Here is a 22,401-nt window from a genome sequence, read left to right on the forward strand (position 1 = left end):
GCGGCGATCGGGTCAGACCTTCGCGTCGTCCTCGGACGCGTCGTCCTCGGACGCGTCGTCGTCTGCGATCGCGTCGTCGTCCGCATCGCGCGGCTTGACGTACGGGTCGGCGTCGCCGGCGTACGTCGCCGTCGACGCAAGACCCGCCACAGCGGCGTCGCGCTCGCGCGCCTCACGCAGCAGGGCTGCGATGTGGTCGGCGTTCTCGGGGATCGCGTCGAGGAAGAACTCGAGCGAGGGGGTGAGCCGCGTGTTGAGGTGCTTGCCGACCTCGGTGCGCAGCATGCCGCTCGCCGACTTGAGGGCCGCGGCGGTGTCGGCGCGCAGCGCCTCGTCGCCCATGACGGTGTAGAACACGGAGGCGTGCTGGAGGTCGCCGGTCACCTTCACGTCGGTGATGGTCACGAATCCGAGACGCGGGTCGCGGAGGCCCTTCTCGAGCCGCTCGGCCAGCACCACGCGGATCCTGTCGGCCACTCGTGCCTGTCGTTCGCCTGCCATGATCTCTCCCTCTGTGCGAACCCGCCGCGACGGCGGGTGAATGACAGGATGCCCCGCCCCGTGAAGGGCGGGGCATCCTGACGGTCTCGGAGCTCAGCTCCGGGGCTTCTCCACCATCTCGGTGGTCTCGATCTCGTCGCCGACCTGGATGTCGTTGAACTTGCCGAGGCCGATACCGGCCTCGAAGTCCGTGCGCACCTCGGTGACGTCGTCCTTGAAGCGACGCAGCGACTCGATGGCCAGGCCGTCGGCGAGCACGATGCCGTCGCGGATGACGCGCGCCTTGGCGTTGCGCGTGATCGTTCCCGACCGCACGATGACACCGGCGATGTTGCCGAACTTCGAGGAGCGGAACACCTCGCGGATCTCGGCGACACCCGACTGCACCTCTTCGAACTCCGGCTTGAGCATGCCCGTGAGGGACTGCTCGACGTCGTCGATCGCGTTGTAGATGACCGAGTAGAAGCGGATGTCCACGCCTTCGCGCGACGCCCGCTCGCGGGCCTTCGGGTCGGGGCGGACGTTGAAGCCGATGATGATCGCGTTGTCGATCGTCGCCAGGTTCACATCCGACTCGGTGATGGCACCGACGCCGCGGTGGATGATCCGCAGCTGCACGGAGTCGTCGACCTCGATCTTGAGGAGCGACTCCTCGAGCGCCTCGACGGCACCCGACACGTCGCCCTTGATGATGAGGTTGAGCGACTCGACCTTGCCCTCCTGGAGAGCGCGGGTGAAGTCCTCGAGCGAGATGCGCTTGCGGGCCTTGGCCAGCTGGGCGTTGCGCTCGGCAGCCTCGCGCTTCTCGGCGATCTGACGGGCGAGACGGTCTTCCTCGGTGACGATGAAGGTGTCGCCGGCGCGGGGCACGGAGTTCAGACCCTGCACCTGCACCGGACGCGACGGCCATGCCTCGAGGACGGCGTCGCCGTTCTCGTCTGCCATGGCACGCACGCGGCCGTAGGCGGTGCCCGCCACGATCGCGTCGCCGACCCGGAGCGTTCCGGACTGGATGAGCACGGTGGCCACGGAGCCGCGACCCTTGTCGAGCTTCGCCTCGATCGCCACGCCGCGCGCCGCCTTGTTCGGGTTCGCCGTGAGGTCGAGCCCGGCGTCGGCGGTGAGCAGCACCGCGTCCAGGAGGTCCTGGATGCCGATGTTGTTGCGCGCCGAGACGTCGATGAACATGACGTCTCCGCCGTACTCCTCGGCGACCAGGCCGTACTCGGTGAGCTGCTGGCGCACCTTGCCGGGGTTGGCGTCGGGCTTGTCGATCTTGTTGACCGCGACCACGATCGGCACGTTGGCCGCCTGGGCGTGGTTCAGGGCCTCCACCGTCTGCGGCATGATGCCGTCGTCGGCGGCGACCACGAGGATCGCGAGGTCGGTCACCTGCGCACCACGGGCACGCATGGCGGTGAACGCCTCGTGACCCGGGGTGTCGATGAAGGTGATCGCGCGGTCGATGCCCTCGTGCTCGGTCCAGACCTGGTACGCGCCGATGTGCTGCGTGATGCCGCCGGCCTCGCCCGCGACCACGTTGGTCTGGCGGATGGCGTCGAGCAGTCGGGTCTTACCGTGGTCGACGTGACCCATGACGGTCACGACGGGAGGCCGGATCTCGAGGTCGTCCTCGTCCTCCGCCTCCAGCTCGGCCTCGAGGTCGAGACCGAAGCCCTCGAGGAGCTCCTTGTCCTCGTCCTCGGGCGAGACCATCTGGATCTTGTAGCCGAGCTCCTCGCCGAGCACCTCGAAGGTGGCCTCGTCGAGCGACTCGGTGGCCGTGGCCATCTCACCCAGGTTGAACAGGATGGTGACGAGCGTGCCGGGCTGCACGGTGTAGCCGCGCAGTGCCTCGAGCTTGTCGGCGAAGTCGGCGATCGACGCGCCGCGACGCAGACGGATGATCTCGCCGTTGCCCTTCGAGACGTTGACGCCACCGACGACCGGGGCGGACCGCATCTCGAATTCCTGGCGCTTGGCCCGACGCGACTTGCGCTGCTTGGACTTGCCGCCACCCTTTCCGAATGCACCGGCCGTGCCGCCGCCGGGGCCGCGGCCACGACCGCCACCACCACCGGGACGACCGGCAAAGCCGCCGCCGGGCGCGCCACCGGGAGCACCGGGACGCTGGAAGCCGCCGCCGGCGCCGCCGGGACGACCGGGACCGCCGGGACGCTGCTGGAAGGGCGCGCCGGGACGGCCTGCGCCGCCGGGACGACCTGCGCCACCCGGACGCGGAGCGCCGGGACGGGGAGCGCCGGGGCGCGGGGCCTGCGGACGCGGGATGTTGCCGGGCGACGGGCGCTGGCCCATGCCCTGCGCCGACGCGAACGGGTTGTTGCCCGGGCGCGGGCCGGCGGGACGCTGGCCCATGCCCTGCGCCGAGGCGAACGGGTTGTTGCCCGGACGCGGTGCGCCACCCGGACGCGGAGCCGCCGGAGCGGAGCCGCCGGGGGTGGGAGCGGATGCCGCAGGTGCGGCCGGCGCGGCGGGCGTGGCCGACGGAGCCGGGGCGGGTGCGGCCGACGCGGCGGCGGGTGCCGGCGCGGCGGGCTGCGGTGCGGACGGCTGCGGTGCCGACGGAGCGGCGGGCGCCGCCGCAGCGGGAGCGGCTGGGGCTGCCGGAGCGGGCGTTGCGGGTCCGGGGGTCGGGCCGCCCGCGGGGCGGACGGGACCGGGACGACCGGCGGGACGCGGGCTCGTGGCCGCGGCAGGCTTCGAGGGGGCGGCGCCGGCGGCGCCTCCCTCGGCCTGGAGGGCAGCGCGGAGCTTGCGGGCCACGGGGGGCTCGATGGTGGACGACGGGCTCTTGACGAACTCGCCCAGTTCTTTCAGCTTGGCCAGAGCGACCTTGCTGTCGACTCCGAGCTCGGAGGCGATTTCATGCACGCGGGGTTTGGCGTTAGCCACAATTCTCCTGTCTGGGGTCCACCCAGGCAGGGCAGACCGTTAGTCGCGGACGGGACTCATTTCGAGCCGTTCACTTTTTTTCCATAGCCGTTCAGCCGTTTCGCTGGAGGTGGTCGATCAAGGTCTGCGCATCGGGCGAACCCGACACACGCAATGCACGCACGAAGGCGCGGCGCCGGATGGCGGTCTCCGCACAGTCGAGAGTCGGGTGGACCCACGCGCCCCTCCCGGGCATCGCAGCACGTTCATCGGGGATGAGCGTGGAATCGATGGCCACCACCCTGAGCAGGGAGGACCGGGAAGCACGAGCGCGACAACCGACGCACGTTCGTACAGGTTTCATTCTACACCGGGGGACGGCCCCCGAACTCCCTTCTCCCCACCTCGGGCTCAGCCCGCCGACCCCTCGGTGCGCCGCGCTTCTCCGGAGACCGGGGTCCGCGTCACGCGTCCTCGAGGATGCTGTCGGGCTGGATGTCGATCTTCGCGCCGGTCAGCTTGGCGGCGAGGCGGGCGTTCTGGCCCTCCTTGCCGATGGCCAGCGACAGCTGATAGTCCGGCACCAGCGCGCGGACGGCCTTGGACGAGGCATCCAGGATGAAGCTGGAGGTCACCTTCGCCGGCGACAGCGCGTTCGCCACGAACTTCGCGAGCTCCGGGTCGTAGTCGACGATGTCGATCTTCTCGCCGCCGAGCTCCTCGGTGACGGCGCGGACCCGACGGCCGAGTTCGCCGATGCAGGCGCCCTTGGCGTTGATCGACGGGTCGTTCGCCTTGACCGCGACCTTGCTGCGGTGGCCGGCCTCCCGGGCGAGCGAGACGATCTCGACGAGGCCGGCGGCGATCTCGGGCACCTCGAGCGAGAAGAGCTTCCGCACGAGACCGGGGTGCGTGCGCGACACGGTGATCTGAGGGCCCTTGAGTCCCTTCGAGACCGACGTCACGTAGACGCGCAGGCGCGATCCGTGCGTGTACTGCTCGCCGGGGACCTGCTCCTCCGGGGGGAGGATCGCCTCGACCGTGCCGAGGTCGACGTGCACCATGCGCGGGTTCGGACCCTGCTGCACGACACCGGCGACGATGTCGCCCTCCTTGCCGCGGAACTCGCCGAGCACCGCGTCGTCCGCGATGTCGCGGAGGCGCTGGCTGATGACCTGCTTGGCGGCGAAGGCGGCGATACGGCCGAAGTCGTCGGGCACCTGCTCCTCTTCGCCGACGATCGCACCCTCATCATCGAGGACGGGTGCGTAGATGGCGACGTGACCGGTCTTGCGGTCGAGCTCCGACCGCGCGCCGGCGGGGATCTCGCCGGACTCGGAGACGTGACGGCCGTAGGCGGTGAGGATCGCCTGCTCGATGATGCGCGCAAGCTCGTCGAAGGGGATGTCCTTCTCCCGCTCGATCGTCCTCAGCAGTCCGAGATCGATGTCCACAGTGCCCTCCATATTCAGCTCTCACCGGGGACGTGCGCGCCCCGCGGCATCCTTCATACGATACCGGATGCTGCGCCCAACCTCCTCGGAGGGCCCAGCACGCGACGGCGTCGAGCGCCGGAAACGCTCATCCCCCGCACCCGGCTGCAGACGTCCTCCCATCGAACCGCGCCGCCGTCCAGCGCATGAGGGTCGGAAGGAAGCGGGAGCCCGGCGTGATCGGCTCGACGTGCGAGAGACCGGCCAGGACAGCGCTCTCGATCGTGGCGCCGGCGTCGCAGCGGCTGCGGACCCACTCATCCTGCAGTCGTGGGGGAACGACCTCGTCGGCACTCCCCCACACGGCCAGCACCGGACTCGGGAACGGACCGGTCGCAGCGTTCTGGGCCAAGCGCTCCCCCAGCGCACCGCCGATGAGGCCCGCGGAGTAGATCGGGCGATCCTCGGACACGCCCAAGGCACTGATGAGCGAGACGACCACCCCGGGCTCCAGCAGACACCGTTGCGTCATCTCCCGGACGATCGAGCGCGCCGCCGGGGTGACGTAGGTGTTGAGCGAGACGTCGGAGTAGGTCTGGCTGTAGGGGACCAGCACCCAGGCGGTGAGGACCGAGAGCTCGGCTCCGGCGCCGCCTCGCGTGAGCTCGCGGGCGAGGGCCTTCGGATCTGCGACGGGAGCGGCGACCGCCGTTCCGACGATGGTGAGCTGGGGCGTGTAATCGCCGGCCATCTGGGCAGTCCACAGCGCCGCGTGTCCTCCCTGCGAATGACCCCACACGGCGACGTCCGTTCCGAGCTCGACGAAGCCCGTCGTGGAACGCGCCTGCGCCTCGCGCGCCGCGAGGACCGCGTCGAGCGACGACCGGGCCTCGCCCGCCCCGATCAGGTAAGGGAAGACCCCCGGCGCACCCTGACCCGAGTAGTCGGAGGCGACCACCACCCACCCTCGCGCCATCGCCTCGTCGACGGCCGGCACCGCCCAGTCGATCGCCGAGTCCTCCCGGAGGCTCGGCGCACAGCTGCGCGCGACGCCCGTCGTGCCGTGATTCCAGCTGACCACGGGCCGCGGTCCCGGCGGAGGGTCCAGCGGAATGATGACGAGGGCGCTCGCGACGGCGGCCCTGCCGAGCGCATCCTGAGTCGTGTAGAGGATACGCTGCACCTCTCCTCCGGTCGGCGGCCACCCCACGTACCCGTCTGCGCGGATGAGCCGTCCGTGCTCGGAAGGCACATCGTCCGGCGGGTCGTAGAACGCGTCGAGAACGGGCGCGCCGTCGGCGAGCCAGTCGTTGAGCCCCCAGCCGGCGGTGGTCGCCGCAATCAGCACCGCGGCGAGTGCGTACCGTGCTCCTGCCACCCACGCGCGGCCGCTTCGCTGTCGAGCCGGCGAGCGCGCCCACTGCCCAGCATCCGCTGAATCCGGCTGCTCGGGACGCCGGGCGAGCTCGCGAATGCCGCCGAGCACGGACACCGCGCCGAAGACGATCGTGCGTGCGCCGAACACCACCGCGACGACGAGCAGGGTGACGTCGGGCCAGGTCAGGGAGAGGATGCCGAATGCCAGCTGCGCGCCACCCCAGGCGACCGCCAGCACGCGTTCGCTGACCCGGCCGCCGAGAACGGCGTCGCCCAGCGCGGCCAGGCCGCCGAGCATCAGCAGGATGGCCAGGGCCACGGGGAGCACCTCGAAGCTGCGACCCAGCCAGATCAGCACCGTGGCACCGCCCAGCAGCCAGAGCACCGCGATCACCCGGGTCCACCACTGCGGCGAGCTGCGGTGCACGAGCAGGGTGAAGAGCCCGGAGACGATCGCGCTGCCTCCGACGTAGAGGGAGAGCAACAGGAGGGACGTCAGAGGACGGAAGACGATCAACACACCGAGGACGACGAGGGCCAGTCCGGCGATCGACCGGACGCCGGGCGGCGTGCGCGCCAGCAGCGTGGGAAGCGCATTCAGCCGCACTTTCCACACGCCGTGACGGGGGTGATCGGCCATCGGGCCATCGTAGGTCGGGGCGAGAGCCGGTCGATGTCAAGACCTTGTCGGCGCCCCTCGCCGAGCGAGACCATCACGGCATGACGGAATTGACAGGCAGAGAAGCACGCGATCGCGTGAAGGAACTCGTCGAGGACATCGACTTCACCATGCTCACCACCCAGGACGATGCGGGGCACCTCGTCAGTCGTCCGATGAGCACCCGGCAGATGGATGAGAACGGCGACATCTGGTTCTTCACCTCCGAGGACAGCAAGAAGGTCGATGAGGCCAAGGCGGACCATGACGTCAACCTCGCCTACTGCGATGCGAAGGGGATGCGATACGTCTCCGTCGCCGGCCGTGCGAGCGTCGTGCACGACCGGGCGAAGATGGAGGAGCTGTACTCCCCGTCGCTCGACATCTGGTTCGAGGACGGTCTGGACACTCCGGGCATCACCCTCCTGAAGGTCACTCCCGCCGAGACCGAGTTCTGGGAGCCGGCGAAGAACAAGGTCGCCATGGCCGCGGTGATGCTGAAATCGCTCGTCACGCGCGACACCCCCGACGACGACATCACCAACCACGGGCGCATCGTCGGCTGACGAACGCTGCGGCGGGTCTGAGATCCGCTGATCGCCGAGGCGGCGCATGACCTACTCTGAGGTCGTGCGCCGCCTCGCCGTCTCCCTCGCCGCCGCCGTCATGGTCGGCGCCGTGCTCGCCGGCTGCACGATTCCGACGGAGAAGTGGACGGATCCGCTTCCCTACGGCGAGTTCGAGGACGACGCGCTCGATGCGGTGAACATCTACCGGGTGTCCGACGGGGTGCTCGAGCCGGAGCCGAGCGTGCGCGCCCAGGAGGTGTGGGACGCGTTCCGGGAGGTCGCAGGAGAGCGGGCGCACGAGGTGCGCGAGTTCCGCGCGGGCGACTCGAAGGACGTCGACACACTCGCCTACGTCTCGCACGACAGCGATCCCCGGTTCTGGGTGCTGGCGGCCAATCTGGCCTTCTCCCGCGAAGGCGGGCTCACCGAGACCCTGGTGCACGAGTACGCGCACAGCCTGTCGCTGTCGTCGGATCAGCTCGATCTGGGCCGCCACGCCGCGTGCGCGACCTTCGAAATCGCCGACGGCTGCGCGAGGGCTGCGTCCTACATCGTCGCTTTCGACGACGCCTTCTGGCAGGGGTACGCGTCGTCCGCCCCGGGACCGGACAGCCAGGACGCGAATGCCGCGGCGGCTCTCTACGCCGAGCACGAGGCGGATTTCGTCACCGGGTACGCTGCGACGAACGTCGGAGAGGACTTCGCGGAAAGCTTCAGCGTGTTCGTCGCCGAGCCCACGCCCACCGGCCAGGACGACTCCCCCATCGCCGACAAGCTGCGGTTCTTCTACGGCTACCCGGACCTGGTCGCCGAGCGCGACCGGATCCGCAGCGCCGTCGGCTACTGAATCGCAGTCTCGGCCGGGGCGGACGGCAGCGCGTTCAGCGCCCGGATGAGGCGGTGCAGCTCGCCGACGCGCCACTGGTTCAAACGCAGCACCAGGCGCGGAAGTTCAGGTTTGTCGTCGTCCTCGCGCTCGACGCGCAGCGCCTCCGTGCGCTCGATGCGGCCCTCGGCCAGCAGGGCGGGGAATCGCTCGTTGAGCTCCTCGATCTCGGCGTCCGTCGGAGCGGCCTTGAGCCGCAGCACCAGCCGTCCGCCGACCCACCGCATCGAGTCGTAGTTCCGCCAGAAGCCCATGATCTCGGCGGTCGCCTCCTCGACGGAATCAGTGACGACGACCCGATCGAAGTCATGCGGCGAGATCACGCCGGCGGTTTCGAGGTGCTCGTGGACGAACGTCTCCAGCCCCTTCCAGAACGTGCCGCCGGGCTCGTCGAGCAGCACCACGGGAGTGGGCTCGGCCTTGCCCGTCTGCTGCAGGGTGAGCAGCTCGAACATCTCGTCCAGAGTTCCGAAGCCGCCCGGCACGCAGACGAATCCGCTCGACTCCTTCACGAGCATCAGCTTGCGCGTGAAGAAGTACTTCATGGCGACGTTGTGCGCGTTGGCCTCGACGATCGCGTTCGGACGCTGCTCGAACGGGAGGCGGATGGACACACCGAGGGAGTTGTCGGGCCCGGCACCCTCGGCGGCCGCCTGCATGATCCCCGGCCCCGCGCCCGTGACCACCATCCACCCGTGGCCGGCGAGCGCCGCCGCCACGTCCGACGCCTGGCGGTAGGCCGCGTCGTCGGGCTTCGTGCGCGCCGATCCGAAGATGGTGACCTTCGGCACGTCGGAGAAGGGTGCGAAGAGCCGGAAGGCGGCACGCATCTCGGACAGTGCCGCGGTCGTGATCTTGAGATCGAGACGATCGGTGCGGTCCAGCCCCATGCCGATGCCGGTCGCGAGGATGCGCGCCACGAGATCGGCGTTGTCGGAGATTCCCGCGGTCTCGATCGTGCGGCGGAGGTCTTCCGTGACCTCGGGGGCAATCGGGTTGGTCGATCCGGTCTCCATGACTCCACCCTGTCATGCGGCGGCGGCGGCGGCGGCGGACGGGCCAGGGCCTCCACTCTCGCTGCTGTGGAGAAGTCGGCCTCCACGGATGCCCCGCATCACCGTCATTATTCGCACTTTTGTTCTAAACTGAAACCATGAGCGAGGACGACGACCCCGAGCCCTACCCGGGCTACTGGGACGAGGTGACGGAGCGCGCCGCCGCCTTCACGCCGCGCGATGCCGTCGGCCAGGTCACCGACATCGCGGCTGTGCTGACCATCCAGACGGCGGAGCAGTACGCCTCGGTGGCCGCTCTGCGCAGGGAGACGATGACGGATGCCGGCTCCTCCGCCGTCGCGGACGAGATGATCGACCGCTCGCTCCGCCTGGAGCTTGCCGCCGCCCTGCGGCTCACCGAGTACGCGGTCGGCGACCTGCTGGCCCGCTCCACTGCCCTCGTCGAACGCTACCCGGCCGCGCTCGACGCGATGATGCACGCGCGGATCACCGATCAGCACGCGCGCTATCTCGTCGACCTGCTCGATGCGGCGGATGCCGAGACCGCTGTCCGGCTGACACGCGTGGCCGTCGCACTCGCAGAGGAGCTCCCCGCGGGATCGTTCCGCCGGCGGCTGCGCCGTCTGATCGAGACGGAGGAGGCGGTGACGCTCGCAGAGCGTCACGCGCGAGCCGTCGCCGAACGGTGCGTGACGATCGAAGCGGCTGACGACGGCATGATGCGCGTGACCGCCTACCTCCCGGCAGTCGAGGCCCACGCGGCCTTCGATCGTCTGACGCGCATGGCGAAGGCGATGACGGGGCGCGGGCGCGGCGACGCCCGCCCGTTCGCGGAAAGCGCGGGCGGTCGATCGCTCGACCAGGCTCGCGCCGACATCCTGTGCGACCTGCTCATCGACGGCGTCTGCGCGGACCACGACGCCGCGGTACGGGGTATCCGCCCGACCGTGCTGGTCACCGTGCCGGCGCTCTCCCTCCTCGACCCGGAGCACGCGAGATCCCACCCGGCCGAGGTGGAGGGCATCGGCCCCATCGGCATCGACCGGGCCCGGAAGCTGTGCGGCGCCGCCGCCTCCTGGGTGCGCATCCTCACTCACCCTGAAACCGGAATCGCCCTGTCCGTCGGACGCACACGCTATGACCCGCCACCCGAACTCAGGCGGCTGGTGCGGTGGCGGGCCGAGCGATGTCTCGCTCCCGGATGCACGATGCCGGCGTCACGCTGCGAGATCGACCACACGCGGGCCTGGGTCGACGGCGGCGAGACGTCGCTGGAGAACCTGGCGCCCCTCTGCACCGGTCACCATCACGTCAAGCACAGCGGTGGGTGGTCGGTGCAGCAGGTCGCCGGCAGCGGCGGCGTCATGGAGTGGATCTCGCCGACCGGCCGTCGCTACCTCGTCGAGCCCGAGCGCCGGATGCCGGTGTTCCGGAGCAGCGTCGCCAGCGAGCCCGCGCCGTTCTGAGGAACGCCGACGGCGTCTTGACGCTCCGCGGCCCGGCGGCCCGGCGGCCCGGCGGCCCGGCGGCAGAGAGCCGGCGCCCGTGTGAGGTACGCCGACCCGCGGCAGGCGATTCTCGTTCGCGGCGGGGTCAGCCGGCGGTGAGTCGCGCCACGGCCTCGGCCGCTGGGACCACCGTGCGGTCCCCGGTGCGGCGGTCCCAGAGCTCGACCTCGCCGTCCGCGGCGCCGCGACCCACGATGACGATGCGGGGCACGCCGACGAGTTCCGCGTCGCCGAACTTGACGCCGGGCGACACCTTCGGGCGGTCGTCGAAGAGGACGTCGAAGCCGGCGGCCTCGAGATCCGAGGACAGCGACTCGGCGAGCGCGAGGGCCGCGGCATCCCTGCCCGTCGCGACGACGTGGACGTCGAAGGGCGCGACCGACTCCGGCCAGATGAGACCCCGGTCGTCGTTGTTGAGCTCGGCGATGATCGCGAGGATGCGGGTCACGCCTATGCCGTACGACCCCATCGTGACGGTGACGAGCTTGCCGTTCTCGTCGAGCACCTTGAGCCCGAGCACCTCGGCGTACTTGCGTCCGAGCTGGAAGACGTGACCGATCTCCATGCCGCGCGCCAGGTTCACCGGGCCCGAACCGTCCGGCGCAGGGTCGCCCTCACGCACGGTGGCGACCTCGATGAAGCCGTCGGAGGTGAAGTCGCGTCCGGCCACGAGGGAGTGCACGTGCTTCTGGTCGATGTTGGCGCCGGTGATCCAGGCGGTCCCGTCGACGACACGAGGATCGAGGAAGTACCGGATGCCGGTCGCCGACTCCTCGCCGAGCACGGGGCCGGTCTCCGACCAGGGGCCGATGTAGCCCTTCACCAGCAGCGGGTTCTTCTCGAAGTCCTCGGCCGTTGCCGCCTCGACCTCGGCGGGGGCGAAGGCGACCTCGACACGCTTGTCGTCGACGTCGCGATCGCCGGGAAGTCCCACGACGACGAGCTCGCGCGTGCCGTCGAGGTGGGTCAGAGCGAGCACCACGTTCTTGAGCGTGTCCGCGGCCGAGTACGTCCCGTCGAGCACCGCGTTCGAGTGATCCACGAGCGTCTGGATCGTCGGGGTGTCCGGCGAGTCGAAGATGATCGGCTCCGGCAGGCCCTCGAGGGGGATCGCGTCGGGGACGACCGTCGTGAACGCCTCGACGTTGGCGGCGTATCCGCCCTCCGAGCGCACGAAGGTGTCCTCGCCGATGGCCGTCGGGTGGAGGAACTCCTCCGACTTCGATCCGCCCATGGCGCCCGCGTCAGCCGCCACGATCACGTACTCGAGACCCAGGCGGGAGAAGATGCGCTCGTACGCGTCGCGCTGCGCCTGGTACGAGGCATCCAGTCCTGCGTCGGTGGCGTCGAACGAGTACGCGTCCTTCATGGTGAACTCGCGGCCGCGCAGGAGGCCGGCCCGCGGACGGGCCTCGTCGCGGTACTTGTCCTGGATCTGGAAGATCGTCAGCGGGAGGTCCTTGTACGACGAGTACAGGTCCTTCACGAGCAGGGTGAAGACCTCCTCGTGCGTGGGCGCCAGGAGGTAGTCGGCGCCCTTGCGGTCCTGCAGGCGGAACAGCCCGTCGCCGTACTCCTCCCAGCGACCGGTCACCTCGTAGGGCTCGCGCGGCAGCAGTGCGGGGAAGTGCACCTCGAAGGCACCGGCGGCCGCCATCTCCTCGCGGATGATCGTCTCGATCTTCGCCTTGACCTTCAGCCCCAGCGGCAGCCAGGCGAACACCCCCGGCGCCTGACGGCGGATGTAGCCGGCGCGCACGAGCAGGCGGTGGCTGGTGACCTCCGCGTCGGCGGGGTCCTCGCGGAGGGTGCGGAGGAAGAAGGTAGAGAGACGTGTGACCACGAGGATTCAGTCTAGACAGGCAGGATGCCGCGGCCAGCCGGTCGGCGGATGCTCGAGAGCACCCGCCGACTCAGCCTGCGACCTGCAGCAGCTCGGCCACCATCCCCCGCAGCACGTCTTCCGAGATGACGGAGAACTTCACCGTGAGCCGGTTGTCGCCGCTCACAGCGACCAGCATCCCGTTGTCGGGGTAGGTCTCGCTGTACCCGATCCACGCGGAGTCGGCGCCCTGGATCTCGACGGGAGTGAGGCCGTTGCGCTCGAGGTAGTCGACGTCCGGCGACGAGACCCCCGGCTGGGCGTAGATCTCGAACAGCGGTCCCCCTCCCGAGTCCGTGTAGAGATACCAGGGGCACCACTGGATCACGCCCGCCGCGACCATGGCGTCCCAGGAGAGGCCCTCCGGCACGAAGTCGCCGGGGAACTGCGCCTCCATCGAGCCGCCGGCTGCCCGGTCGACCGCTGCGCGCTGCGCCTCGCACGGGCTCAGCTGCCACCACGCGGCCTGCCGCGGGACGGCGACCGCGCTCGTTTCGGGAAGCCGCGAGGAGACGGCGTCGATGACGAATGCCAGATCGTCGTCGATGCTCTGCAGCTCCTCCTCCGTAGGGGAGCCGAGGTTCGAGACGGTTCGGGGCACCGTGGCGCCGATCCACGCATCGCCGACGACGCGCACCGTCTCGCAGACCCCTGACAGGCTCGAGCAGTCCGTGGTCGAGTACGCGTCTGTGATATCCGCCGGAACGGCGCGCGCGTCCAGGACGGTGACGGAGACGAAGCCACCGATACCGGTGTCATCACTCCGCCAGCTGCACGACATCCCGCCCAGGAGGCGCGCCGACGCAGCCGATTCGGGGTAAAGGGAGAGCGGGCCGATGTCGCCGAGCAGACTGACGGGTACACCTGCCGCCTGGCTGGCCTCCTCATCGGTGAGCACCCGCGAGCAGTCGCCGTCGAAGGCGACTACCGGAACCGGAGGCGGAGGCTCGGTCGGGGTGGGAGACGGCGTCGGCGAGCTGCTGGGCGTCGGGGTGGCCGTGGGGGTCGGCGACGGTGACGCTGTCGCGGTGGCGGTGGTCGCCGGCTGCGGCTGCGCGGTCCCGAGGAGTCCGCCGAGGCCGACCGCCCCGCCCGCGAGGGCGAGGATCAGGACGACGGCGACCGACCCCGCGATCCACGCGTTGCGGTGCCGACCGACGGGCTCGATGCGTCGCGCGCCGGCGAGGAGCCGCTGACGCACGGCCGCGTGCTCCGCGGGGGTGAGCTGATCGTCGTTCATGCCCATGACGCCTCCAAAGACGTGAGCTCGTCCCGCAGCCGCGCTTTGCCGCGCGACAGCCGGGACTTGACGGTTCCGAGGGGGATGCCGAGGGCCTCGGCGATGTCCCGCTCGGGGTAGCCCTCGAGCACGGACAGCACGACGACGCTCTGCTCGCGGGGCGGCAGCTTCTTCAGGCTCGCGAGCACGCCGCTCTCGTCGTGCGCCACCGGTGCGCCATCGCCGCGCGGCGCGGGGGTGCGCTCGAGCAGCACGCGGTAGCGACGCCCGGAGCGCTCCAGATTGCGGGCGCAGTTCGCGACCGTCGTGAGCAGCCACGGCAGCGGCGACCCGTCGACGAGACGCACGCTCTCCCGCTTTCGCCACAGCTCGAAGAACGCGATCGTGACGGCGTCCTTCGCGTCCTCGCGCGACGTGAGCAGGCGCGCGGCATGGCGGAACAGTCTCGGCTCATGCCTGTCGAACAGGGCGGCGAGGGCCGCCTCGTCTCCACTGCGCACTCTGGCCCACAACCCGGGGTCGGCGTCATCCATACCCAGTAGTGTCCGCGACGCCGCGAATGGTTCCCGAATCGGTCAGCGGACTTCGGACGCCCCGCGACGCCTCCACGACGGACCCGGCCGACGGGCCGCGCCTCGCCGGACCGGGCTCAGCGGAACAGTCCGCTGTAGGCGTTGAGCGCGAGCTGGCCGCCCAGGTGGGCGTAGAGCACGTTGCTCGTGGCCGGGATCTCGCGCGACGACACCAGGTCGATCAGCCCGGCGAGCGACTTGCCCTCGTAGACGGGGTCGGTGATCATCGCCTCGAGGGAGCCGCCGAGCCGGATCGCGTCGAGGGTCGATTCCACCGGGATGCCGTAGAGGTCTCCCGCCCAGCCCTCGAGAACCGTGATCTCGTCGTCGCGCAGCTCGCGCCCGAGTCCGATCAGCTCGGCGGTGTGCCGGGCGATGCGCTCGACCTGCGCGCGGGTCTTCTCCAGCGTCGCGGACGCATCGATGCCGATCACGCGGCGCGGTCGGTCCTGCCCGGCGAAACCGGCGATCATGCCGGCGTGCGTCGACCCGGTGACCGTGCAGACGATGATCGTGTCGAAGAAGACGCCCAGCTCGCGCTCCTGCTGCTCGACCTCGTAGGCCCAGTTCGCGAAGCCGAGGCCGCCGAGGTGGTGCTCGGAGGCGCCGGCGGGGATCGGGTACGGCTTGCCGCCGTCGGCGATCACCTCGTCGATCGCGTCCTGCCAGCTCGAGCGGATGCCGATGTCGAAGCCGGCGGAGTCGAGCGTCACCTTGGCACCCATGATGCGGCTCAGCTGGATGTTGCCGACACGATCGGTCAGCGGATCCGGCCACTCCACCCAGTTCTCCTGCACGAGCCGGGCCTTCAGCCCGAGCTTGGCCGCGACCGCGGCGACCTGGCGGGTGTGGTTGGACTGGTAGCCGCCGATCGAGACCAGCGTGTCGGCACCCTGAGCGAGCGCATCCGGCACGAGGTACTCGAGCTTGCGGATCTTGTTGCCGCCGAATGCCAGTCCGCTCGAGACGTCCTCGCGCTTCGCCCAGATCTGCGCCCCGCCGAGGTGCTGCGTCAGCCGGGGCAGATGATGCACGGGGCTCGGGCCGAAGGTCAGCGGGTACCGCTCGAAGTCGGAGATGGCCATGGAGTCCTCCAGGAAGTGCGGATGCCGCGGGTCAGGTCTCTCACACCGTACCCGATATCCTGGATATCGCATTTCACGGCGGTGGCCAGCGGGTACGCTGGAGACGTCCGCTCGAAGGAGCCTCATGCCCGTTCCGTCCGCCGTCCGCACCCAGCCGCGCGAGCTGCTGCGCGACAACGTCTATACGTCACTCCGGGACGCGATCGTCGACGGCACCCTCTCCCCCGGCGAGCGCCTGCGCGACACGGAGATCGAGGCGTGGCTCGGCGTGAGCCGCACACCCATCCGGGAAGCGCTGCTGCGACTGGAGCGCGCTGGACTCGTCGTCTCCCAGCCCGGACGCTCCACCATCGTCTCGCCCGTCGATCCGGCCTCGACGGTGAGCGCGCAGCAGATCGCGGCGTCGATGCACGAGCTCGCCGCACGCCTGGCCGTGCCCCGACTCAGCACCGAGCAGCTGGCCGAGATCGAGGCCGCCGGACTCTCCTTCGAGCACGCCGTCTCCGACGGCGACGGTGACGGCGCACTCGCGCACGACGACGAGTTCCACGACGTGCTGGTGCGCGCGAGCGGCAACGCGATGATCGCCGAGGTGCTCGAGCTCGCCACACCGCTGCTCCGGCGAGCGGAGCGCACGCGGTTCACCTCCTTCGCCGCGCGGGACTCGGTCGCCCAGCACGCCGCGATCCTCGAGGCGATCCGCGCCGGCGACGCCGACAGGGCCGCCGCCCTCAGCCGGGAGAACTGGCTCTCGCTCGACCTGGTGGCCGAGCCCGCGCCGGACGCCGACTCCGCCGCAGACGCGGGAACCGGCACCGCCTGATCACCGCACCGGGACCGGCGCCCGCACAAACACCGGCACCGGCACAGACCGGGAACGGCATCGGCAGATCCTGCCTCAGCGCGCCGACCAGCCGCCGTCCATGGTGTAGCTGGCGCCCGTGACCATCGCCGCAGCATCCGTCGTCAGCCAGCCGACGAGTGAGGCGACCTCCTCCGGCTCGACGAGACGCTTCACGGCACTCTCGGTCAGGAAGACCCTGTCGAGCACCTCCGACTCGTCGATGCCGTGACGGGCCGCCTGGTCGGCGACCTGCTTCTCGACCAGCGCCGTCCGCACGTAGCCCGGATTCACGCAGTTGCTGGTCACACCGCGGTCTCCGCCCTCGAGCGCCGTCGCCTTGGAGAGCCCCTCGAGCCCGTGCTTGGCGATGACGTAGGCGCTCTTGTAGGGCGACGCACGGAGACCGTGCACCGACGAGATGTTCACGATCCGGCCGAAGCCGCGCTCGTACATGCCCGGCAACGCCGCGCGCACGAGCAGGAAGGGCGCCTCGACCATCAGCCGAAGGATGAAGCGGAACGCCTCGGGATCGAAGTCCTCGATGGCGGCGATGCGCTGCACCCCGGCGTTGTTGACCAGGATGTCGGTGCCCGCCACGCGTGCGGCGAACCCGTCGGACTCGACCTGATCGCGATCGGAGAGGTCGACCACCCACGCCTCGCCGCCGACCTCGTCCGCGACCGCGACCGCGGCCTCCGCATCCAGGTCGGCGACCAGCACCGTCGCGCCGCGCGAGGCGAGCTCGCGCGCGATGGCGGCGCCGATGCCCGCTCCCCCGCCGGTCACCAGCGCGCGGCGGCCGCTCAGGTCTTCGGCGGTCATGCGCGCGCTCCCCGGGCGGTCGGCAGGTCGAAGCGCGCAGCATCCGCATCATCGACCGCGCGCAGCGAGAGACCCTTCGTCTCGCGCAGCGTCAGCACCGCGATCAGCGTGACGACGCAGGCCGCGACGATGTACAGCGCCACCGGCACCCAGGACTGGAAGCGCTGCAGCAGCGCCGTCGCGATGATCGGTGCGAGCGAGCCGGCGACGATCGAGGTCACCTGGTAGCCGAGCGAGACGCCCGAGTAGCGCATCCGGGTCGGGAAGAGCTCGGCCATGATGGCCGGCTGTCCGGCGTACATGAGGGCGTGGAAGCAGAGGCCGATGGTCACGGCCAGCACGATCAGCACCGGATTCAGGGAGTCGAACATCGGGAACGCGAAGAAGGCCCAGGTGGCACCCAGCACGGCGCCGGCGAGGTAGACCGGCTTGCGTCCGATGCGATCGCACAGGCGTCCGACCTGGGGGATCACCACGAAGTGCACCGCGTGCGCGATCAGCAGGGCGAGGAGCAGCTGGCTGGTGTCGTACTTGTGCACCGTCGTGAGGTACACGATCGTGAAGCTGACGATGATGTAGTACAGGATGTTCTCCGCGAACCGCAGCCCCATCGCCTTGAGAACGCCCTTCGGGTAGCGGCGCAGGACTTCGAACACGCCGTAGCTGACGGCCTTCTCCGACTCGACCTGGGCGCGGGCCTCGAGGAAGATCGGCGCCTCGCTGACGTGGGTGCGGATGTAGTAGCCCACCAGCACGATCACCGCGGACAGCCAGAACGCGACGCGCCACCCCCAGTCGAGGAACTGCGACGCGGGGAGGATCGCCGACATCGTCAGCAGCACGAGGGTCGCGAGGAGGTTGCCGACGGGCACGGCTGCCTGCGGCCAGCTCGCCCAGAAGGCACGCGAGCGGTTCGGGCTCTGCTCGGCGACCAGCAGCACGGCTCCGCCCCACTCGCCGCCCAGCGCGAAGCCCTGGATGAAGCGGAGGGCGACCAGGAGCGCCGGCGCCCAATAGCCGATCGTGCCGAAGCCGGGCAGGCAGCCGATGAGGAACGTCGCGACGCCGATCATGATGATCGTGACCTGGAGCGTGTGCTTGCGGCCCAGCCGGTCGCCGATCTGCCCGAACACGATGCCGCCGAGCGGGCGGGCGATGAAGCCGACCGCGTAGGTCAGGAAGGCGGCGATGATGCCGTCGAGCTGGCTTCCCGCGTTCGGGAAGAACACGGTGCCGAAGACGAGACTCGCGGCGGTGGCGTAGAGGAAGAACTCGTACCACTCCACGACGGTCCCGATCATGGAGGCCGCGACGATGCGCTTCAGGCCGGAGGGAGCGGCGTCGTCGGAGGCGGAGGTCGGATCGGCGGTGCGCGAGCGCGCGTTGTCGGCGGAAGTCATGGTTCTCCTCGTGGGTCGTCGTTGACTCACATGAGTAAACGTGCAGTTCGGATTCCCTGCAATGGGCATTTCGGCGCCTCGCATGTGCAGAATTGCAGATGTGAACCCCGACCCGCAGGACCTCCTGGTGCTCCTCGCCGTGTCGCGCACCGGACGGTTCACGACGGCCGCCGCGACGCTGGGCCTCAACCACACGACGGTGGCCCGCCGCATCTCGGCGCTCGAGACCGCGCTCGGCGGCCGGGTGCTCGCGCGCACCGTCGGCGGCTGGGAGCTGTCCGACCTCGGGCGGCGGGCGGTGCAGGCCGCGGAGGGTGTCGAGTCCGCGGTCCAGCTCCTGCAGTCACCGGATGCTGCGACCGCCGTCACCGGAGTGGTGCGGCTGTCGGCGACCGACGGCTTCAGCGCGTACGTGGCGGCTCCCGCCGTCGCCGCCCTGCAGCGCGACCACCCCGCGCTGCAGGTGGAGATCGTCACCGTCACCCGGCGCGCGCTGCAGCAGCGCTCGGGACTGGACATCGAGGTCGTCGTCGGCCGCCCGCAGGTGCATCGGGCGGAGGCCGTCCACCTGGCCGACTACACCCTGGGCATGTACGCGTCGCACGACTACCTCGACGCGCACGGAGCCCCTGCCGACCTCGCCGAGCTGGCGCAGCATCCGCTCGTCTACTTCATCGATTCGATGCTCCTGGTGGACGACCTCGACGCGCCGCGACGGCTCGTGCCGACGATGCGGGACTCCCTCACCTCGACGAACGTGTTCGTGCACGTCGAGGCCACCCGCGCGGGCGCCGGCATCGGTCTGCTCCCCTGCTTCGTGGCGGACCGGCACGCCGACCTCGTGCGCATCCTCCCCGACCTCATCGACGAGCACCTCCCCTACTGGATGGTGCTCCGGCCGGAATCGCTGACGCGCCCCGCGGTCGCCGCCGTGGTCGAGGCGCTGCGCCTGCGCCTGCACGGGATGGCCGACCAGCTCGAGGGCGCGCTCGGGCACTGACCCGACGCACTCCCTCTCCCGGCCTCGGTCCGTGACCCCGTGCCTACACTGAAGCGGTGCCCTCCCGCCGCCCCCGTCTCGTCCGCCGCGACTCCGCCGGGGAGCTGAGCGCGGCCCTCGCGCAGCTGCGCGCCGACCTCGATCTCCCCACGGCGTTCAGCGCCGAGGTGCAGGCCGAGGCCGAGGCGGCCGCCCGCTCCGTGCCGGTGGACCCCGCCGCCGCGGGGGTCGACGACCTGCGCGACATCGAGTTCCTCACGATCGACCCCGAGGGCTCGCTCGACCTCGATCAGGCGCTGCACCTCGAGCGGACGCCCGCCGGCGCCGTGCTGCACTACGCGATCGCCGACGTCCCCGCGTTCGTCGCGCCCGGCGGCGCCGTCGACGACGAAGCCCGCCGCCGGGGGCAGACGATCTACGCCGCCGACGGACGCATCCCCCTGCATCCCGCCGTGCTCAGCGAGGACGCGGCATCGCTGCTCCCCGATCAGGACCGTCGCGCCTTCGTCTGGCGCTTCGAGCTCGACGACCAGGCGCGACCCGTCGCCACCACCCTGCGGCGCGGGGTGGTGCGCTCACGCGCCCGGTGGAGCTACATCGACGCCCAGGGAGCGATCGACGCAGAAACCGGCCCGGCGAGCCTCGCCGCACTCGCGTGGTTCGGACCGCTCCGCTCCGCACGCGAAGCCGAGCGCGGCGGCGCGAGCCTGAACATCCCCGAGACGCGCGTGGTGTCCGACGACGGGCGCTACCGCCTGGAGCGCGAAGCGTCGCTGCCCGTCGAGGAGTACAACGCGCAGGTCTCGCTGCTGACCGGCATGGCCGCGGCGGAGATCATGCTGCGCGGGCGGGTGGGGATCCTCCGGACCATGCCCGCCGCCGACCCCGACGACGTCGCCGCGTTCCGCGAGCAGACCGTGGCGCTCGGCGTCCCGTGGCGCGAGGGCGTGTCCTACGGCGACTACCTGCGCGGCCTCGATCGCTCGCAGGTGGTGACGGCGGCGATCATGGATGCCGCGGCCTCCCTCTTCCGCGGGGCCGGCTACGTCGCCTTCGACGGAGAGCCGCCCGCCGATCCGCTGCAGTCGGCGATCGGCGCGCCCTACGCGCACACCACCGCTCCGCTGCGGCGGCTGGTGGACCGGTGGTCGCTGGTCGTCTGCGAGGCGCTCGCGAACGGCCGGCCCGTGCCCGAGTGGGCGCGCACCAGCCTGCCCGAGCTGCCCAGGATCATGGGCCGCAGCGACGGGGTGGCCGGACGCCTGGACTCCGGCACCGTCGACCGCATCGAGGCCGCGGTGCTCTCGGGCCGGGTCGGCGAGGTCTTCGACGCCGTGGTGCTCGGCGTCCGCGGCGACGGCGCACGCGTGCAGATCGCCGAGCCGCCGGTGTCGGCGAAGGTCGCCGGCCTGTCGGCGCCCGCGGGGTCGGTGGCGCGACTTCGGCTGGAGTCGGCCGACATCGCATCGGGCACGATCGTCCTCACGCCCTGACGAGCGCCGCGCCGCAGACGGGTGCCGACCGACGGAGGCCCGCTCCCCGGCGAGGGAAGCAGCCGTCAGGCCGTGACGACCTGTGCGGTTCCGAGCGCGGCGTCCGGGCCCATCTCGTCGGCGATCCGGCGCGCCTCCTCGATGAGGGTCGCGACGATCTCCTCCTCGGGCACCGTCTTGACGACCTGGCCCTTGACGAAGATCTGGCCCTTGCCGTTGCCGGAGGCGACGCCGAGGTCGGCTTCGCGGGCCTCACCCGGTCCGTTGACGACGCAGCCCATGACGGCCACGCGCAGCGGCACCGTGACGTCCTTGAGGCCCTCGGTGACGCTGTCGGCCAGCGAGTAGACGTCCACCTGGGCGCGCCCGCACGAGGGGCACGAGACGATCTCGAGGCGACGCTCGCGGAGGTTCAGCGACTGCAGGATCTGCAGGCCGACCTTCACCTCCTCGGCGGGCGGCGCCGACAGCGAGACGCGGATGGTGTCGCCGATGCCCTCGCCGAGCAGGATGCCGAACGCGGTCGCGCTCTTGATGGTGCCCTGGAAGGCGGGACCGGCCTCGGTCACACCGAGGTGCAGCGGCCAGTCGCCCATCTCGGCCAGCAGGCGGTACGCCTTGACCATGATCACCGGGTCGTTGTGCTTGACAGAGATCTTGAAGTCGTGGAAGTCGTGCTCCTCGAACAGGCTGGCCTCCCAGCGGGCGCTCTCCGCGAGCGCCTCGGGGGTGGCCTTGCCGTACTTCTGCAGCAGTCGGGGATCGAGGGACCCGGCGTTCACGCCGATGCGCAGCGAGACGCCGGCATCCTTCGCGGCCTTGGCGATCGCCCCGACCTGGTCGTCGAACTTGCGGATGTTGCCCGGGTTCACGCGCACCGCGGCGCAGCCGGCGTCGATCGCCTGGAAGACGTACTTCGGCTGGAAGTGGATGTCGGCGATGACGGGGATCTGGCTCTTCTTCGCGATGATGTGGAGCACGTCCGCGTCGTCCTGGGACGGAACCGCGACGCGCACGATCTCGCAGCCGGAGGCGGTGAGTTCGGCGATCTGCTGCAGCGTGGCGTTGATGTTGGTGGTCGGCGTGGTGCACATCGACTGGACGCTGACGGGGGCACCTCCGCCCACCAGGACCTTCCCGACCTTGATCTGGCGGGACTTGCGACGAGGGGCGAGGACTTCGGGGACCTTGGGCATCCCGAGATTCACTGCTGGCACGCTCTC

The 22,401-nt window shown here is 70.6% G+C and carries 19 protein-coding genes; 6 read left to right on the top strand and 13 right to left on the bottom strand.

Annotation, left to right across the window (positions count from 1 at the left end; all coding sequences use genetic code 11):
• Positions 1-12: 12 nt before the first annotated feature.
• From rbfA to ABC304_RS15825, 5 genes are all read right to left on the bottom strand, one after another.
• On the bottom strand, positions 13-501 hold the full coding sequence (gene rbfA / locus ABC304_RS15805; protein WP_412932147.1) for a 30S ribosome-binding factor RbfA: 489 nt from the start codon (positions 499-501) through the stop codon (positions 13-15).
• A gap of 93 nt (positions 502-594) precedes the next feature.
• Entirely contained in the window at positions 595-3,393 is a 2,799-nt protein-coding gene (gene infB, locus ABC304_RS15810; RefSeq protein WP_412932974.1) for a translation initiation factor IF-2, read from the bottom strand.
• A gap of 112 nt (positions 3,394-3,505) precedes the next feature.
• Positions 3,506-3,757, bottom strand: a complete 252-nt coding sequence (locus ABC304_RS15815) for a YlxR family protein (RefSeq protein WP_412932148.1) — start codon at positions 3,755-3,757, stop codon at positions 3,506-3,508.
• A 100-nt stretch (positions 3,758-3,857) separates the two neighbouring features.
• The gene (nusA, locus tag ABC304_RS15820; RefSeq protein ID WP_127095087.1) at positions 3,858-4,847 is read right to left on the bottom strand and encodes a transcription termination factor NusA; all 990 of its coding nucleotides are present in this window, start codon (positions 4,845-4,847) and stop codon (positions 3,858-3,860) included.
• A gap of 127 nt (positions 4,848-4,974) precedes the next feature.
• A complete protein-coding gene (locus tag ABC304_RS15825; RefSeq protein ID WP_412932151.1) occupies positions 4,975-6,843 on the bottom strand; it encodes a lipase family protein in 1,869 nt (622 codons plus the stop codon).
• 80 nt (positions 6,844-6,923) lie between these two features.
• On the opposite strand from ABC304_RS15825, the gene ABC304_RS15830 reads away from it, so the two are divergent.
• Complete coding sequence (locus ABC304_RS15830) at positions 6,924-7,427, top strand: pyridoxamine 5'-phosphate oxidase family protein (RefSeq protein ID WP_412932153.1); 504 nt, start codon at positions 6,924-6,926, stop codon at positions 7,425-7,427.
• Positions 7,428-7,473: 46 nt separating this feature from the next.
• On the top strand, positions 7,474-8,277 hold the full coding sequence (locus tag ABC304_RS15835; RefSeq protein WP_412932154.1) for an NADH:ubiquinone oxidoreductase subunit 4 (chain M): 804 nt from the start codon (positions 7,474-7,476) through the stop codon (positions 8,275-8,277).
• Here ABC304_RS15835 and ABC304_RS15840 read toward each other — a convergent pair.
• Entirely contained in the window at positions 8,271-9,332 is a 1,062-nt protein-coding gene (locus tag ABC304_RS15840) for an LOG family protein (RefSeq protein ID WP_412932156.1), read from the bottom strand. The two genes, ABC304_RS15835 and ABC304_RS15840, sit on opposite strands and share 7 nt — an antisense overlap.
• A 137-nt stretch (positions 9,333-9,469) precedes the next feature.
• On the opposite strand from ABC304_RS15840, the gene ABC304_RS15845 reads away from it, so the two are divergent.
• Entirely contained in the window at positions 9,470-10,798 is a 1,329-nt protein-coding gene (locus ABC304_RS15845) for an HNH endonuclease signature motif containing protein (protein WP_412932159.1), read from the top strand.
• Between the two features lie 127 nt (positions 10,799-10,925).
• Here ABC304_RS15845 and ABC304_RS15850 read toward each other — a convergent pair whose 3' ends face one another.
• From ABC304_RS15850 to ABC304_RS15865, 4 genes are all read right to left on the bottom strand, one after another.
• Positions 10,926-12,683 carry a proline--tRNA ligase gene (locus ABC304_RS15850; protein ID WP_412932161.1) on the bottom strand — a complete coding sequence of 586 codons (1,758 nt, stop codon included), beginning with the start codon at positions 12,681-12,683 and terminating at the stop codon, positions 10,926-10,928.
• 70 nt (positions 12,684-12,753) lie between these two features.
• Positions 12,754-13,962, bottom strand: coding sequence for a hypothetical protein (locus tag ABC304_RS15855; RefSeq protein WP_412932164.1), 1,209 nt, complete (start codon positions 13,960-13,962; stop codon positions 12,754-12,756).
• Entirely contained in the window at positions 13,959-14,495 is a 537-nt protein-coding gene (locus tag ABC304_RS15860) for an RNA polymerase sigma factor (protein ID WP_412932166.1), read from the bottom strand. The genes ABC304_RS15855 and ABC304_RS15860 overlap by 4 nt, the downstream gene beginning before the upstream one ends.
• Positions 14,496-14,611: 116 nt before the next feature.
• Positions 14,612-15,619, bottom strand: a complete 1,008-nt coding sequence (locus ABC304_RS15865; RefSeq protein WP_412932169.1) for a 1-aminocyclopropane-1-carboxylate deaminase — start codon at positions 15,617-15,619, stop codon at positions 14,612-14,614.
• A gap of 124 nt (positions 15,620-15,743) precedes the next feature.
• On the opposite strand from ABC304_RS15865, the gene ABC304_RS15870 reads away from it, so the two are divergent.
• On the top strand, positions 15,744-16,442 hold the full coding sequence (locus tag ABC304_RS15870; protein ID WP_412932172.1) for a GntR family transcriptional regulator: 699 nt from the start codon (positions 15,744-15,746) through the stop codon (positions 16,440-16,442).
• A 75-nt stretch (positions 16,443-16,517) separates the two neighbouring features.
• Here the strand turns inward: ABC304_RS15870 and ABC304_RS15875 are convergent, their stop codons facing one another.
• Positions 16,518-17,285 (bottom strand): 3-hydroxybutyrate dehydrogenase, encoded by a 768-nt coding sequence (locus ABC304_RS15875; RefSeq protein WP_412932174.1) that lies wholly within the window; start codon positions 17,283-17,285, stop codon positions 16,518-16,520.
• Positions 17,282-18,586: an MFS transporter gene (locus ABC304_RS15880; protein WP_412932976.1), complete on the bottom strand. Its 1,305-nt coding sequence runs from the start codon at positions 18,584-18,586 to the stop codon at positions 17,282-17,284. Before ABC304_RS15880 ends, ABC304_RS15875 begins: the two co-directional genes overlap by 4 nt.
• A 199-nt stretch (positions 18,587-18,785) precedes the next feature.
• Here ABC304_RS15880 and ABC304_RS15885 point away from each other — a divergent pair, with 199 nt between their 5' ends.
• Positions 18,786-19,685: a LysR family transcriptional regulator gene (locus ABC304_RS15885; protein ID WP_412932176.1), complete on the top strand. Its 900-nt coding sequence runs from the start codon at positions 18,786-18,788 to the stop codon at positions 19,683-19,685.
• A gap of 56 nt (positions 19,686-19,741) precedes the next feature.
• Complete coding sequence (locus tag ABC304_RS15890) at positions 19,742-21,178, top strand: RNB domain-containing ribonuclease (RefSeq protein ID WP_412932179.1); 1,437 nt, start codon at positions 19,742-19,744, stop codon at positions 21,176-21,178.
• 65 nt (positions 21,179-21,243) lie between these two features.
• Here the strand turns inward: ABC304_RS15890 and ispG are convergent, their stop codons facing one another.
• Positions 21,244-22,395 (bottom strand): flavodoxin-dependent (E)-4-hydroxy-3-methylbut-2-enyl-diphosphate synthase, encoded by a 1,152-nt coding sequence (ispG, locus tag ABC304_RS15895; protein WP_206502753.1) that lies wholly within the window; start codon positions 22,393-22,395, stop codon positions 21,244-21,246.
• Between the last annotated feature and the right edge of the window lie 6 nt (positions 22,396-22,401).

This window comes from Microbacterium jepli (genome assembly GCF_047237905.1).
Taxonomy (GTDB): domain Bacteria; phylum Actinomycetota; class Actinomycetes; order Actinomycetales; family Microbacteriaceae; genus Microbacterium.

Coding starts and splice junctions, on each gene's coding strand:
- ABC304_RS15815 (WP_412932148.1), bottom strand. CDS start 3,757: ATGAAACCTGTACGAACGTGCGTCGGTTGTCGCGCTCGTGCTTCCCGG.
- ABC304_RS15840 (WP_412932156.1), bottom strand. CDS start 9,332: ATGGAGACCGGATCGACCAACCCGATTGCCCCCGAGGTCACGGAAGAC.
- ABC304_RS15845 (WP_412932159.1), top strand. CDS start 9,470: ATGAGCGAGGACGACGACCCCGAGCCCTACCCGGGCTACTGGGACGAG.
- rbfA (WP_412932147.1), bottom strand. CDS start 501: ATGGCAGGCGAACGACAGGCACGAGTGGCCGACAGGATCCGCGTGGTG.
- ABC304_RS15865 (WP_412932169.1), bottom strand. CDS start 15,619: ATGGCCATCTCCGACTTCGAGCGGTACCCGCTGACCTTCGGCCCGAGC.
- ABC304_RS15870 (WP_412932172.1), top strand. CDS start 15,744: ATGCCCGTTCCGTCCGCCGTCCGCACCCAGCCGCGCGAGCTGCTGCGC.
- ABC304_RS15880 (WP_412932976.1), bottom strand. CDS start 18,586: ATGATCGGGACCGTCGTGGAGTGGTACGAGTTCTTCCTCTACGCCACC.
- ABC304_RS15825 (WP_412932151.1), bottom strand. CDS start 6,843: ATGGCCGATCACCCCCGTCACGGCGTGTGGAAAGTGCGGCTGAATGCG.
- ABC304_RS15855 (WP_412932164.1), bottom strand. CDS start 13,962: ATGAACGACGATCAGCTCACCCCCGCGGAGCACGCGGCCGTGCGTCAG.
- ABC304_RS15830 (WP_412932153.1), top strand. CDS start 6,924: ATGACGGAATTGACAGGCAGAGAAGCACGCGATCGCGTGAAGGAACTC.
- ABC304_RS15860 (WP_412932166.1), bottom strand. CDS start 14,495: ATGGATGACGCCGACCCCGGGTTGTGGGCCAGAGTGCGCAGTGGAGAC.
- ABC304_RS15875 (WP_412932174.1), bottom strand. CDS start 17,285: ATGACCGCCGAAGACCTGAGCGGCCGCCGCGCGCTGGTGACCGGCGGG.
- ABC304_RS15835 (WP_412932154.1), top strand. CDS start 7,474: ATGACCTACTCTGAGGTCGTGCGCCGCCTCGCCGTCTCCCTCGCCGCC.